Origin of the sequence: Mycobacterium sp. RTGN5 (assembly GCF_033804465.1) — a bacterium.
Lineage (GTDB): Bacteria > Actinomycetota > Actinomycetes > Mycobacteriales > Mycobacteriaceae > Mycobacterium.
Map to the genome: position 1 here is coordinate 81,758 of NZ_JAPZLA010000002.1, position 14,200 is coordinate 95,957.

The 14,200-nt window shown below is 66.7% G+C and carries 13 protein-coding genes; 9 read left to right on the top strand and 4 right to left on the bottom strand.

The features are described 5' to 3' along the window. Positions 1-11 precede the first annotated feature (11 nt). Entirely contained in the window at positions 12-1,274 is a 1,263-nt protein-coding gene (locus SLQ31_RS12945; protein WP_319433182.1) for an MFS transporter, read from the top strand. Here the strand turns inward: SLQ31_RS12945 and SLQ31_RS12950 are convergent. Both SLQ31_RS12950 and SLQ31_RS12955 read right to left on the bottom strand, forming a co-directional pair. Beyond that, on the bottom strand, positions 1,265-2,191 hold the full coding sequence (locus SLQ31_RS12950; RefSeq protein ID WP_319433183.1) for a nitrilase-related carbon-nitrogen hydrolase: 927 nt from the start codon (positions 2,189-2,191) through the stop codon (positions 1,265-1,267). The two genes, SLQ31_RS12945 and SLQ31_RS12950, sit on opposite strands and share 10 nt — an antisense overlap. A gap of 66 nt (positions 2,192-2,257) precedes the next feature. Continuing rightward, positions 2,258-3,700, bottom strand: coding sequence for a PLP-dependent aminotransferase family protein (locus tag SLQ31_RS12955; RefSeq protein WP_319433184.1), 1,443 nt, complete (start codon positions 3,698-3,700; stop codon positions 2,258-2,260). Between the two features lie 46 nt (positions 3,701-3,746). Between SLQ31_RS12955 and SLQ31_RS12960 the strand changes: the two genes are divergently transcribed. Genes SLQ31_RS12960 through SLQ31_RS12970 form a run of 3 tightly spaced genes read left to right on the top strand, consistent with a single transcriptional unit; the run spans position 3,747 to position 5,670 of the window. Continuing rightward, complete coding sequence (locus SLQ31_RS12960) at positions 3,747-3,923, top strand: hypothetical protein (RefSeq protein WP_319433185.1); 177 nt, start codon at positions 3,747-3,749, stop codon at positions 3,921-3,923. Further along, complete coding sequence (locus SLQ31_RS12965; RefSeq protein ID WP_319433186.1) at positions 3,920-4,504, top strand: NAD-dependent epimerase/dehydratase family protein; 585 nt, start codon at positions 3,920-3,922, stop codon at positions 4,502-4,504. Before SLQ31_RS12960 ends, SLQ31_RS12965 begins: the two co-directional genes overlap by 4 nt. Next, entirely contained in the window at positions 4,501-5,670 is a 1,170-nt protein-coding gene (locus SLQ31_RS12970) for an MFS transporter (RefSeq protein WP_319433187.1), read from the top strand. The genes SLQ31_RS12965 and SLQ31_RS12970 overlap by 4 nt, the downstream gene beginning before the upstream one ends. Here the strand turns inward: SLQ31_RS12970 and SLQ31_RS12975 are convergent. Beyond that, positions 5,641-7,086, bottom strand: a complete 1,446-nt coding sequence (locus SLQ31_RS12975) for a wax ester/triacylglycerol synthase family O-acyltransferase (RefSeq protein ID WP_319433188.1) — start codon at positions 7,084-7,086, stop codon at positions 5,641-5,643. The two genes, SLQ31_RS12970 and SLQ31_RS12975, sit on opposite strands and share 30 nt — an antisense overlap. A gap of 92 nt (positions 7,087-7,178) precedes the next feature. Here SLQ31_RS12975 and SLQ31_RS12980 point away from each other — a divergent pair, with 92 nt between their 5' ends. Both SLQ31_RS12980 and SLQ31_RS12985 read left to right on the top strand, forming a co-directional pair. Further along, positions 7,179-8,378: an alpha/beta hydrolase gene (locus SLQ31_RS12980; protein WP_319433189.1), complete on the top strand. Its 1,200-nt coding sequence runs from the start codon at positions 7,179-7,181 to the stop codon at positions 8,376-8,378. 11 nt (positions 8,379-8,389) lie between these two features. Beyond that, positions 8,390-9,358 (top strand): NAD(P)H-dependent flavin oxidoreductase, encoded by a 969-nt coding sequence (locus SLQ31_RS12985; protein WP_413642014.1) that lies wholly within the window; start codon positions 8,390-8,392, stop codon positions 9,356-9,358. Here SLQ31_RS12985 and SLQ31_RS12990 read toward each other — a convergent pair. After that, complete coding sequence (locus SLQ31_RS12990; RefSeq protein ID WP_319433190.1) at positions 9,345-10,448, bottom strand: dihydrodipicolinate reductase; 1,104 nt, start codon at positions 10,446-10,448, stop codon at positions 9,345-9,347. The two genes, SLQ31_RS12985 and SLQ31_RS12990, sit on opposite strands and share 14 nt — an antisense overlap. A gap of 142 nt (positions 10,449-10,590) precedes the next feature. On the opposite strand from SLQ31_RS12990, the gene SLQ31_RS12995 reads away from it, so the two are divergent. From SLQ31_RS12995 to SLQ31_RS13005, 3 genes are all read left to right on the top strand, one after another. Further along, the gene (locus SLQ31_RS12995; RefSeq protein ID WP_319433191.1) at positions 10,591-11,580 is read left to right on the top strand and encodes an LLM class flavin-dependent oxidoreductase; all 990 of its coding nucleotides are present in this window, start codon (positions 10,591-10,593) and stop codon (positions 11,578-11,580) included. Then, positions 11,577-12,659 carry a dihydrodipicolinate reductase gene (locus tag SLQ31_RS13000; protein WP_319433192.1) on the top strand — a complete coding sequence of 361 codons (1,083 nt, stop codon included), beginning with the start codon at positions 11,577-11,579 and terminating at the stop codon, positions 12,657-12,659. Before SLQ31_RS12995 ends, SLQ31_RS13000 begins: the two co-directional genes overlap by 4 nt. A gap of 82 nt (positions 12,660-12,741) precedes the next feature. Continuing rightward, positions 12,742-14,190, top strand: a complete 1,449-nt coding sequence (locus SLQ31_RS13005) for an aldehyde dehydrogenase family protein (RefSeq protein WP_319434607.1) — start codon at positions 12,742-12,744, stop codon at positions 14,188-14,190. Positions 14,191-14,200 lie beyond the last annotated feature (10 nt).

Below are 14,200 nucleotides of genomic sequence, written 5' to 3' on the forward strand. Positions count from 1 at the left end.
GCAGCTGTTCGATGGCGTGGTCGACCAGCCCGGTGCGGCAGGATAGCGCGGTGAGCCGCTACGAGCACGACCTGTCGCTCGAACTGGACGGTGCCGTCGAAGTGCCCCCCGCGGGGCGGGTCGCCGCTGGCGCCGTCCTGATCGTCGCGGTCGTGCTCACCGCCCTGAATCTGCGCCCCGCTGTCACCAGCGTCGGGCCGGTCCTCGGCGATATGCAGCGCGCGCTTGGCGCCTCAGCCATCTGGGCCGGTGTCCTGACGACGCTTCCTGGACTGTGTTTTGCGGGTGCGGGATTGGCGGCAGCGAGACTGTCCCGCCGGTTCGGGCTGGGCCGGTCGATCAGCATGGCGCTGGCCGTTCTGATCCTCGGGCTGCTGGTTCGCGTGCTCGACGGCCCCTATGTCGTCATCGGTGGCACGTTGGTGGCGACAGCGGGAATCGCGGTCATCAACGTCCTCATCCCGGTGGTGATCAAGCAGTCGTTCCCCGCTCGACTCGGGTTGATGACAGGCATCTACACGGCGGCGCTGCAGGGTGGCGGCGCGCTGGGTTCGGCGATCACCCCGCCACTCGAGAACGTCTTCGGTGGGTGGCGGCCGGCACTGGTCGCCTGGGCCGCGCTGGCCGTGGTCGCGCTGGTGGCCTGGCTTATCGCCGCGCGTCGCGTCGACGGTGGCACCGAGGATGCGGCGGGTTCGGGGGAGCACCGCTCGCTGTTGCGCAGTCGGCTGGCGTGGACCGTGACGCTGTTCTTCGGGACGCAGTCGATGCTGGCCTACATCATGATGGGCTGGTTGCCGGAAGTGTTCATCGACCACGGCGTGAGCAAGAACTCCGCCGGGCTATTGGTCGGTCTGCTCTCGGTGATCGCCGTGCCCATCAGCCTCATCCTCGCGCCGATGGCGGCTCGTACCACCCACCAGAGTGGCTGGATCGTCGCCCTGGGCGCCTGCGGTGTCGCCGGCGTGGTGGGGCTACTCGTCGCTCCGGACTACAGCCCACTGCTGTGGAGTGTGCTGGTCGGCATTGGCATGAGCGTGTTCTCGCTGGCACTGACCGTGATCGCGTTGCGGTCGCGCACTCCCGAGGACACCGTGCAGTTGTCGGCCATGGCACAGGGCTACGGCTATCTGTTGGCCGGCATCGGCCCATTCCTGTTCGGAACGCTCCACGATGTGACCGGCGGTTGGACGGTGCCATTCATCATGGTGCTGGCCGTCTACGCGGTGCAGATCGTGTTGGGCGTGCTCGCCGGCCGTAACCGCTACGTCTGAGTCACCGCTGTTTTGGGGGTGCGGTCGATCAGCAGGCTCACGAGCTCCGGCCGGTTGTAGTGTCCGCGGGCATCCATCTTCGACTTGCGGGCGTCGATCACGGCGAAATCCAGGTCTGCGATGACGTGGCCTTCACCGCTTCGCAGCGGCTCACCCAATAGCTCACCCTGGGGCGACACGATCGCGGTGAAACTCCCGCCCGAGATGGGGCCGATCGGTGTTCCGGTATCGGCCATGATTTGCGCCTGTTGGTCCGGGTCGAGCCACCCGGTCGCATTGACGACGAATGCGCCCGATTCGAGTGCATGATTTCGGATGCTGACTTCGGCTTGTTGGGCGAACAATTCGCCGCCGAACGATCCGGGGAACATGCTCGAGTGAATCTGCTCGCCGTCGGCGATCAGCGCGTACCGAAACAGCGGGTTGTAGTGCTCCCAACATGCCAGCTGCCCGATGCGGCCGACGGCGCTGTCCATGGCCTCTAGGCCGGATCCATCGCCTTGTCCCCAGATCATCTTTTCGTGATAGGTCGGCGTGAGCTTGCGCCTGCGCTGGATAAGCGTGCCGTCGGAGTCGAACAGCAGCTGGGTGTTGTACAGCGTGCCCTGGTCGCGTTCGGTCACACCGATCGATACCACCATCGCGGCCTGCCTGGCGGCGTCGGCGAGCGCATGGGTGGCGGCCGATGGGATGGTCACCGCCTGCTCCATCAAACGCAGTTGCTCGCGGCCCATTTCGAAGGGCCGCTGCACGAAGGAGAAGTACGGGTAGTACGGCACAATTGTTTCGGGGAAGGTCGCGAACTGCACGCCCAGCGTGCCGAGCTCCTCGATCTTCGCAACGACCTTCTCGACCGTCGCTTCGCGACTGTAGAGCACCGGACTCATTTGTACCGCAGCGGCTTTCACGGTAGTCATCATTGCCGCCTTCCCAGCTGGGTATTGCTTGCTTGACTTAGCTGTCAACATCCAACGTAGTCGCGTTCATTCCGTGACCGCCTGCAAAACCGTGCACAACGTGTCCAGCGCACCCGCCCAGGCGCTGTCCGTCGGGGTCGCGTAGCCGATCACCAAGGCATCGCGTTCGGGCACTTCGGCGCCGCACACGTCGAACCGGAAGTCGGCAAGGCCCTTGATGGCCAATCCTCGTGCGGCGGCTGCCCGTACGGCCGCGATTTCGGTCCCTCGTGGAAGTTCCACTACCGCTTGCAATCCCGCGGCGAGGCCAGTCACCTGCACGCGTGGGGCGCGGTGCGCGAGCGCTGCCACCAATTCGTCGCGGCGGCGTCGGTATCGCAGCCGCGTCGACCGGATGTGACGGTCGTACGCCCCGGTCGAGATGAAGTCGGCGAGGGTCAGCTGCTCGAGTGCGCTGGACCAGTCGACATCTCCCTTGGCTGCCAATATCGCCGGGATCAGTGCTGCGGGCGGCACCATCCATGCGAGTCGAAGCCCGGGCGCCAGTGACTTACTGGCTGATCCGAAGTACACCACCCGGTCCGGATCCAAGCCCTGCAGCGCGCCCACCGGCTCACGGTCGTACCTGAACTCCCCGTCGTAGTCGTCCTCCAACAGCATTGCGTTGGAGTGGCGGGCCCATTCGACGGCCGCGTTACGGCGCTCGGGCTGCAGCGCCACGCCGGTCGGATATTGATGGGCCGGGGTCAACAACACCGCGCCAACTCCGCCGGCGTTGGCAAGGTCGTCGATCCGCGCTCCGTGTTCGTCCACTGAGACGGGTGTGACCGCAAGTCCACTGTCGCGCAAGATTTCCCGGTACATCTCGAAGCCGTATGCCTCGACCGCCACCGCTCGGGTCCGTCGCGCCTTCAGTGCCTGCGCCACGAGCGTCAGCCCCTGGTGGAACCCCGCGCAGATGACCACACCCGCGGGCTCGACGTCTACGCCGCGTGCCCGCGCCAGGTAGTCCGCAAGTGCCGTGCGCAGTTCCAGCCGACCGAGCGGATCGCCGTAGCCGAACGCCTCGTGCGGCGCGGTCGTGAGTGCGCGACGCGCAGCGCTGAGCCACTTCGTGCGGGGGAACTCCGCGAGGTTCGGCGCTCCCGGCAGCAGCCCGTGTGCGGGAAAGCGAAGCGTTGGAACCGCCTCAGTAGCAGCGGGCGTGGCGCGCCGCGGGCGGGCGCGGTTCGCGACGCGGGTCCCCGAGCCCTGGACAGCGACCAGCCATCCCTCCGCGGTCAGATCGGCATACGCGTCGGCGACGGTGTTCCGGGCGACCCCGAGGTCGGCGGCCAATGAACGCGAGGACGGGAGGCGGCTGCCCGGTGCCAACCGCCCTGTCCGCACTGCGTCCCGCAATGCGCGGGTCAGGGCATCCCGCAATCCGGGCCCCGTCACGTCGAGATGCAGGTCGAGGCCGGTTCGAGGGGCCTGGCCGGATCGCAAAGTGGCCCACTGTTCCGTCATGGAAGTGGACTATATCCCTAAGCCAATTGCGCCGTAGCTTTGAAGCATGAGAACCACGCTGATCCACCTGAACGCCATCCTGCTGGCCGCCGTGGCCGCGGGTGCCATCGCTGCCGCGCCGAGCGCGCACGCCGGGCCGCTGCCCGTGTTGTGCGTCATGGGGAACCCGTGCCAGTCGCACGTCAACGCCGAGGTCGTCAACTGGAACGGTGGCTCGCGATGACGCGCATCTTTGTCGCGGGCGCCTCCGGGGTCATCGGCAGCCGAGTCGTCCCGCTGCTCGTCGAAGCCGGCCACACCGTCGGCGCGATGACACGGTCGTCCGCGAAGGCGGACCGGCTCGCGGCACTCGGTGCGCAACCGATCGTGTGCGACGTGTTCGACCGCCCGGCGCTCTTCACCGCCGTGCGCTCGTTTTCGCCCGACGTCCTCCTGCACGAATTGACCGATCTGCCAGACGATCTCGACCAATTACCAGCGGATTCGCTTCTCAACGCGCGGATCCGGTCGGAGGGCACCCGCAATCTGCTCGACGCACTCGACGGGCTGCCCCAGCCGAAAGTCGTGGCTCAAAGCGTCGCGTGGACGATGCGTCCCGGTGCCGAGGCGGACGCGGTTGCCGAACTCGAGCGAGCCGTGCTCGCCGTCAACGGGGTGGTGTTGCGTTACGGCCTGTTGTACGGCCCCCACACGTATTTCGAGGCCGCGCTACCCGATGGTCCGCGGGTGCACATCGACGTGGCGGCGGCTCGCACCGTCGACGCCCTCGACGCCGACACCGGTATCGTGACGATCGTCGAATGAGCCGCCAAGCGGGCGGCGGATGGACATTCGCGAGTGCGGCCCTCACTTTCGGTGCGGTCTATCTCGCCGCGGGGGCACTGATGCCGTTGATGGTGGTGTACCGGGAACGGTGGGCGCTTTCGGCAGCGGCGATGACGCTCGCGTTCGCCGTCTTCGCGGTCGGGTTTCTGGCCGCAATCCTGACTCTTGGATCGCTCTCGGACCGGATCGGGCGGCGTCCCGTGCTGATTGGGGCGCTGCTGATTCAGATCGGGTCGATCGTCATGTTCCTCGTCGCCCCGAGTGTCGGCTGGGTGATCGGTGCGCGCGTCGTGCAGGGCTTCGCCACCGGCGTCGCCACGCCCGCGTTCACCGCCGCGCTCGTCGAACTCGCCCCGTCGGGACGAAAGCCGTTGGGCGCGATGATCGGAAGTGTCAGCTTGACCGGTGGCCTCGCCGTCGGATCCTTGCTGGCCGGCCTCATTGTCCAACTGTCCGCGCATGCGAATGCCGTCATCTTCCTTGCGCTCGCGGTCATCACGGGCGGCGGAATCGGGGCCGTTGCCAGCTGGCGTGAGCCGCTCGCCCGGGCTGCCGGTGTGAAGCGCGAGCGCGGGCCGCGGTTGGCCGTTCCGCATGGTGCGCGAGCCGAATTCACCGCGGCCGTGCCGGTGCTCGCTTCGGTGTGGATGGTCTCTGGTCTGTCCGGAGGTATCGCACCGAGTCTGGTGCGCAGCGTCTTCGGGGTGAACAGCGGTCTGCTCAACGGCTTGTCGGGTTTCGTCGCTCCGGCGGCGTCCGCCGTCGTGGGCGTCGCCGTCGTGCGTGCCGAGCCGCGGCGCGTGATGGTTATCGGCATCCTGACGTCGGTCGTCGGGACCGCAGGGATTGTCGTCGGCGTCTTGACGGGACAACTGGCCACCATGATCGTCGGGCAGGCCATCGCCGGCGTCGGCTTCGGTGCGTCGTTCACCGCCGCCCTGCGATTGATCATGCCGCTGGCGAAGGAGCACGAACGGGCCGGGCTGGCGGCCGCGATCTATCTGGTCTCCTACACGGCGTTCGGCGTACCGATGGTGCTCGCGGGACAGGCGACCAGCGCGTACGGGACGGGGCCGACGATCGTCTGGTTCGGAGTGGTGGCGTGCGCCTTGGCGCTAGTTGGGTTGCGGCACAACGCCAAGTAGCTCGTCGAACGCCCTTTGCATGCAGTCGGCGTAATTGCCAGGGTCGGGCAGCGCGCTGCGGTCGGCGGTCGCGCCGATCGAGATCGTGCCGTTGTAGCTCGCCACGACGTGGAACAAGTTCATACCCCCGATGAGAGGGCCGAGTCCGGTGACGCGATGGAGTCGGGCACCGGCGAAATAGATCGGCTCACGCGGACCCGGCACGTTGCTGACCGTAGTGGCGGCGATGGCCGGTGCGGAGAACGGCAGGGCCGTTGCGGCCTTCACGGTGAGCCCGAGCAGCGTGGTGGGCACCACGCCGACCAGGTCCATCAACCGAGAATCGCCCTCGGGATTCGCATTGTCGCGGAATGTCGACGTCTCCTCGACGATCGTTTCCAATCGTTCCAGCGGGTCTGCGATCGAGGTTCCCAGCGGATGCAACCTGCCGAAAAGCCGGTTGCCACCCGCACCCCGCTCGTCACCGGTCCGAATGGACGCCGGGCACGCCGCGAGGAGGCTTTCGTCGGGCAGTTCACCGTGACCCTGAAGATAGTGGCGAAGCGCGCCGCCGACGTAGGCGAGCGTGACGTCGTTGATTGTTGCCCTGGGCACGCAGGCCTTGATGCGTGTGAAGTCGGCGAAATCGTGGAAGCGAGCCTCGAACACCCGGTGCGGGGTTACCGACCCGTTGAATCGAGTCGCGGGGGAGAGCAGTGAGCCACTTCCCGGTCCCAGTGTCGATGCCACGCCGGACGCCAAAGCGCCGGGCAGGGTATGCAGGCGACGGATCGCCTTGAACGCACTCGGGATCAATACCTTGGTGGCGCGCAGCGGATACAGCGCGACGTTGGTCGCCGTACGAACGATGAGGTCCGACGTCGACGGGAGTGGGCCCGGTTCGAACCGATGAGCCGGCGGTGCAGGGCGCGGGGCATCGGCGGCGAGATCGTGCATGGCGGCCATCAATTCGACGCTTTCCATGCCGTCGACAACGCAGTGATGCAACTTGAGCGAGACGGCGAAAGACCCCTTGGGCACGCCAGGGACGGCATTCAGACCCTCGATGACCGTCATCTCCCACGGCGGGCGGCGGAGATCGATCTGGCGCCCATGGAGACGTGCGACCTGGATGCACAGTTGGCGCCAGTCGCCGGGTTGGGGGAGCGCGATGTGGCGCACGTGGTACTCGAGATCGAAGTCCGGATCATCGACCCAATACGGCATGTGCAGGCCGCCGGGCAGCTCGGTCAGCCGCCGACGGAAGGTCGGCGCAAGGTGCAGTCGGGCGTTGATCTCCTCAAGGATCCGCTTGAAGGTGACCTTGCCGTCCGGCGCGGTCGACTGGTCGTAGATGAGCAGCATTTGAATCTGCATGGGAGTTTCGGGACGTTCGGCGCGCAGCATCATGTCGTCGGTCCAGCTCAACTGCTCCACGGGGCGCCCTTCTGATCGCGCAGTGGTTAGCCAAAACCATCACATTGGAAACAACGGCCAGATCGAAGCCGGCCCGGCCTTACGCTACAGCGATGCGGACAGTGCGGTCCTACGCCCGGTGGGCGATGAGAGCCAAACCAGGTGACTACGTGATCGCGCTCGGCGCCGCGTCGGCGTCGGTTCCGCTCATCGGGCGTCATCTCGAGGTGCTCGCCGGGTTTGCGGCCCTTGGCGTGGGTGGTCGACGCTATGTATCGAGCGTCGGCGCCGGCATGGCACGGGCACGATTGGCCTCTTTCAGCGCAGAGGAGCGAAATGCCCAGCGCACGTTCACACCTGGGCTGTTGAGTGACGCGTTGGACGGTGTCGTCGCCGCTGAGGAGCTTGCCCAACCGTGGCCCGCACACCGGGAGCGCGCACCGTTCTTGAAGGCTGCGGGCCAGCGGCGCTACGTGTACCGCTCGTCGGTGCGTTATGGCGACCACCCAGGTCAGCTCCTCGACGTTTGGCGAAGCCACGATCCGGCCGCCCTCCAGAAACCGGCGCCCGTGCTGGTCTTCGTCCCCGGCGGCGCCTGGGTCTTCGGCCGCCGTGAGCTGCAGGGCCATGCGCTGATGGCGCATCTGGCGCGGCGAGGGTGGGTGTGTCTGTCAATTCAGTACGGGTCGAGCCCCCGACACCGCTGGCCACGCCAGATCACCGACGTCAAAGCCGCAATTGCCTGGGCCCGGGCCAACGCACAGCAGTTCGGGGGTGACCCGAGTTTCGTCGCCGTCGCGGGGTGCTCGGCGGGCGGTCACTTGGCCACCTTGGCCGGTCTGACGAACGGCGACCCGCAGTGGCAAGCCGATCTTCACGCGGACGCCGACACCTCGGTCGATGCTGTGGTCAGCGTGTACGGCCTGTACGACTGGCACGACCGCAGCACGCCCGAGCGCGACCGCTTCTTGGAGTTCCTCGAGCGTGTGGTGGTGCAGCGTTCGCAGGCTCGTCGTCCCGAGGTCTTTCGTGCGGCGTCACCGATGGAGCGCGTGCACTCGTCGGCGCCACCGTTCCTGGCGGTCCACGGGAGCAATGACGGCTTGATCCCCGTCGGAGAGGCTCGCGCCTTCGTCGACCGGCTACGGTCGGTATCCGAGTCATCCGTGTGCTACATCGAATTGCCCGGCGTGGGACACGGTTTCGACCTCGTCGACGGCACGCGCACGGCGCCTGTGGTGGCCGCCATCGGCCGCTTCCTCCACCACGTCCACCAGGACCGAATCGACGGCACGGTCACTTCGGCCATCTGAACGGAGTCTTGGTGGGGGCGTTGTTCACGGAGTGGTCGCGCTCCATCGGTATCGACGTGCCGATCGTCAACGCTCCGATGGGCGGTGTCGCCGGCGGTGCACTGGCCGCGGCGGTCTGCAGGGCCGGCGGCCTTGGCATGATCGGAATGGGCAGTGCCGGTAGCGCCGACCGACTCACCGTGGAGCTTCGCCACGTGTCAAAGCTGGATCTTCCCTTCGGGATTGGTCTGGTGGACTGGGTGGTCGCCAGCCGGCCGGACCTTCTTACGACTGCGCTGGCCGCCGCCCCCACGCTGCTATGCATCAGCTTCGGGGAGACCTGGGGCTGGGTGCGACGCGCACACGATGCGGGCGTGATCGCCGCGACCCAGGTGAGTGATCTGGCCAGCGCCGAACGTGCGGTCGAGGCGGGCGTCGACGTCGTCATCGCCCGCGGGGCCGAAGGCGGTGGTCACGGCCAGCCGCTCGTCGGCGTGTTACCGCTGCTGACTGCGTTGCTCGATGCTGTGCCCGTTCCGGTGTTGGCGGGCGGGGGGATTGGGTCCGGACGCGGGCTGGCCGCTGTTCTCGCGGCAGGTGCATCGGCGGGCTGGCTCGGCACGGCGTTCTGCGCGTGTACCGAATCGCTGCTGTCCGATAAGGCACGCGACGCGATGCTGGCGGCGGCGGACACCGACACCGTGCTCACCCGGGTCTTCGACATCGCCCAGGGATATCCCTGGCCGCCGCAGCTGCCAGAACGCGTGCTGCGGAACAGCTTCAGCGATCGGTGGGACGGTGACGAGCATTCGCTGAGAGTCGATTCCGGCGCAGCCGCGGAGTTGGCACAGGCGATCGCGGCCGAGGATTACACGGAGGCGCCGATCAACGCCGGCCAGGGCGTCGGGTCGCTGACCACCGTCCAATCCGCCGCCGAGGTGATCGACCACCTGAGTTCGGCTGCGGCTGAATGTCTTTCGCGACCACCTACGCCGGGTTGAACGCCCGCTTGGGGATGGTCAGCGGCAACTCCACCGAGCTCACCAGGCCCGGTTCGGCGGCCACCACATAGGGCACCGCGTTGACCACACGCATCGCGGTCGCCACCATCGCGCCGGCGCCTGATGTCATCGATTCGATGCCGGCCTTCTTGCGGTCCCGCAGTGTGACGTCGAACGTGCAATCGATATCCGGTGTGCCGGTGACGACGACGCGATATCCCAAGGCATTGGGCAGCGTCGGCCAGTGCGGCGCGATGTCGGGAGCCAGCCGGGTGACGTGTTCGATGACGATGGCTTCGTGCCCGTCGACGATGCCGATCGCCTGCATCCGCAGCGCGCCGCAGGTGCCTGCCTCGACGGTACCCATCGCGACCTCCAGCGTCCGCTCCGTCACCGCGCGGTCGAATGTCTCACGCACTTCCTGCAATTCGACGCCAAGCGCCTCGGCGACCATGCGGATCTGCCCGTGCCATTCGCCGGCGATCGCACCGGGGAAGCTGATCCACGGCGTGTAGTCCAGCGGCCGGCCGAATCCCAGTGCGTCGCTCATGATGTCGGGCACGCCGTAGTCGTCGTACATGCCGATCTCGTAGCAGTGGATCTTCTCGATCTGTGACGACTGTGTGGTGAGGACCAGCGGCAGATAATCTGCCGCGAACCCGGGCTCGATCCCGGATGCGTACAACGTGACCTGGCCCTGCTTGGCCGCGGCCGCGAGCTGATCGCGCCATTCGGCTGGTTCGTAGGCATGCGGGTTGACCAGCCTGGTGGTGCTCGTCGTGACGACGTTGATTCCGGCGCTGAGCAATTTCACGTAGTCGGGGATATGGCCGGCATCGCGCTCGGGTCCGCTGGCCCCATAGATCACGCAGTCGGGCTTCAGTGCGATCAAGGCATCGGCGTCGGTGGTGACGGCCAGACCGATCGGTTCTCCGTTGGCCAACTCACCGGCATCCATGCCGTCCTTCTCCGGCGAGTGCACCCAGACACCGACGAGGTCGAGGTTGGGGCGTTCGTGGATGGCGCGGATCGCGATCGACCCGATGCCGCCCGTCGACCACACCGCTACCCGGTATTGGCTTTCAGTCACAACGACCTCCGAAACCTAACGTTTGATCCGGAACGTAACAGTCGTCCGCTGGCATGGTCAAGGAAGTGGTCGAACTGTAGCGGCGTGGAACAAAGGTTAGGTTAAAGTGGGTGGCGTCCACTCAGATCGGGAGCAACCCTCGATGTTCACCCTGCGGTTCGACATGCGCACACCGGCCGGTTCTGCGCCTCCCGCTGACCTCTATGCCGCCGCGATCGAGATGTGTGAGTGGGCCGAGGACCGCGGTGCGGTGGTCGCCGTGCTGTCCGAGCATCACGGCACCGAGGACGGCCACCTGCCCGCACCTCAGCTCTTGGCATCGGCGATCGCGGCCCGTACCAAACGGCTCGCGATCCTGCTGGCCGCGGTTCCCATCACGTTCTGGGATCCGGTCCGGCTCGCCGAGGAGGTCAGCGTTCTGGACATCATCAGCAAGGGCCGGGTCTCCTACGCGTTCGGCATCGGTCACCGGACCGAAGAGTACGAACACTTCGGCATCGACCCGCATGGGCGCGGAAAGCTGGCCGATGAGTCACTGGCGCTGCTACGGGCCCTGCTGCAGGGGGATCCCGTCGACCATGACGGCCGACGCATCCACGTGACACCGCCGCCGGCGACGCCGGGCGGTCCCTACATGTGGATCGCCGGTGGCAGCCAGGCGGCAGCGCGGCGGGCGGCACGATACGGGCTCGGTTTCATTTCTCAGACTGCAACGCCCGGGCTCAAGGAATTCTACGAGAACCAGTGCCGAGCAGGAGGATTCGAGCCCGGACCGGCGCAGTTCCCCGTCATCGGGGCACCGACCACCGTCTTCGTCGTCGACGATGTCGACGCCGCGTGGCAGGAGCTGGGTTCGTACCTGTTGCACGACGCGACGATGGCCGCGTCGTACCGCCACGGAGACGACTCGGTGGCCAGCATCTCGCGTGCGGCGACCGTCGCCGAGTTGCGTGAGGCGGGCGGCGCCTACCGGATCATCACGACCGACGAGGCGACCGAGTACGTCCGCGGCGGCCGACCACTTCCGCTGCTGCCGCTGTGCGGTGGAGTGCCGCCGGACGTGGCATGGCCGTATCTCGAGCGCGCCGCGACAGCAAGCCAGCGTGCATGGCCACCGCAGGAGGAGCAGTGAGCGCACCACTGAAAATCGTGGTCTGGTCGACCGGTGGCGTGGGCTCGATCGCCATCGATGCGATTCGGGTCAGGCCCGATCTCGAGCTGGTCGGGGTGTGGGTGCATTCTCCTGAGAAGGTTGGCAAAGATGCGGGGGAGTTGGCCGGTGGCGATCCGATCGGGGTAGCGGCAACCAACGATGCCGCTGAACTCATTGCGCTGCAGCCTGATTGCGTCGTGTACGCCGCGAGTGGCCCCGATCGCGATGCCGGTGCGGTACCCGACTACCTGACGCTGCTCGAGGCCGGCATCAATGTGGTGTCGACGTCGTCGACCAGCCTGGTGTATCCGCCCGCGTATTACTCGCCGGAGTGGCGCGATCAGTTGGAGCGGGCCGCTACGGCCGGCGGCGCGTCGTTCTACGCGTCGGGCATCTTTCCCGGCTTCGGCTCCGATCAGCTGGCGCTGCTGCTGTCGACGCAGTCCAAGACGATCCGGACGGTGACAGTCACCGAGGTGGCGCTCAACGATCACTATCCCGTCGCCGACGTGATGATGAACGGGATGGGCTTCGGCCACCCGCTGGACTTCGAACCTCTGCTCAAGACACCCGGCTTCATCGAGATGGCGTGGCGCGCACCGATCTACCTCATCGCGGCCGGACTGGGTGTCGACGTCGACGAGGTCCGGGGAACGTTGGACCGGCGGCTGACCGACCGCGATATCGAGGTGGCGTTCGGCACCATCAAGGCCGGGACCTGCGGCGCGGTCAGCACCCGGGCGGCCGGCGTGGTCAACGGCCGTGAGGCGATCATCGTCGAGCACATCATCCGGATGGCACGCGATGTCGCGCCCGACTGGCCTGCATCGGAGTTCGACGCCAGCTACCTCGTGGACATCGAGGGCGATCCCGACATCCACTGCTCGATGAACGTCGGTGCCGCAGCAGGCCACGGCGCCGGGCATGCGGCGATGTCGGCAACGGCCATGCGGGTCGTCAACGCGATTCCGTACGTGGTCGCCGCACCCGCGGGTCTCTTGAGCTCACTGGACTTGCCGAACACCCTGCCGCGCCACGCGATCGTTGACGACGGCTGAGGGGCTCGGTAGGGTCTGAACAAAAATTAGGTTTAGCACTCGACGGGCAGAAATAATGGCTGACACACGTTTTGAGCCGAAGATGATGATCGACGGCAAGCTCGTCGACGGCGAGTCCGGCACCTTCGCCAACATCAATCCCGCGACCGAGGAGATCCTCGGGGAGGTGGCCGATGCGTCGTCAGCGGATATGCACCGCGCCATCGACGCGGCGCGGCGGGCCTTCGACGACACCGACTGGGCGACCAACCACGCCTTCCGGCAGAAGTGCCTGCTGCAATTGCAGGAAGCAATCGAGGGCGAACAGGAGGAGTTGCGCGAGGAACTCATCCGCGAGGTCGGTTGCCCGCGGGCCATCACCCACGGACCGCAGCTCGATGCGCCGCTGGCTGATGCGCTGCGGTACCCGGTCCAACTGATCGACGAATACGCCTGGGAGACCTCGTTGGGTGACACCGTCGTGTCGGTCACCGGTGTCAACACCACCCGCAAGGTCTGGCGTGAACCGGTCGGCGTCGTCGGCGCAATCGTCCCGTGGAACTTCCCGTTCGAGGTCACCATCCAGAAGATCGGTCAGGCGCTGGGGACCGGTAACACCATGGTGCTCAAGCCGGCGCCCAACACGCCGTTCAACGCGACCCGGCTGGGCCGCCTGATCGCCGAGAACACCGATATCCCGCCGGGCGTGATCAACGTTGTCACCGCGTCGGATCATTTCGTCGGCGAGGAACTCACGCTGTCGCCGAAGGTCGACATGATCTCGTTCACCGGATCGACGGTGGTGGGCCAGCGGATCATGGAAAAGGGCGCCGCGACGATGAAGCGCCTGTTCCTGGAGCTCGGCGGCAAGTCGGCGACGATCGTTCTGGAAGACGCGGACTTCGCGCTCGGCTGCATGATGGGCATCGCCCCCTGCATGCACGCCGGCCAGGGCTGTGCCAATCCCACCCGGTTGCTGTTGCCCCGATCCCGCTACGACGAGGGCGTGGAGATTCTCCGCGGCATCTACGAAGGCGTCGCCGCCGGCGATCCGCAGGACCCGGGCACACTGTGTGGCCCGGTGATCTCCGATCGGCAGCGCAGCCGCATCCGCGGCTACATCCAGAAGGGTGTCGAGGAGGGCGCAACCCTGCTCGTCGGTGGCGCCGAGGCGCCCGACGGGCTCGACAAGGGATATTTCGTCAGGCCAACGCTTTTCGTCAATGTCGACAACTCCATGACCATCGCGCAGGAAGAGATCTTCGGCCCGGTGCTCTCGGTGATCCCGTTCGACGACGAGGACGACGCGGTCCGCATCGCCAACGACAGCCCGTACGGCCTGGCCGGCAATGTCATGGCGGGCTCCCTTGATCGAGCCCTGTCGGTGGCCAGGCGACTGCGGGCCGGGTTCATCGGCTTGAACGGCACCGCCGGTTATGGCGCCGACACCCCGTTCGGGGGATACAAGGCCAGCGGTGTGGGTCGGCAGAACGGCACCGCTGGCTTCGACCAGTACACCGAGATCAAATCGGTTGCCTACCCAGCGAATTGAGGAGTTCTTG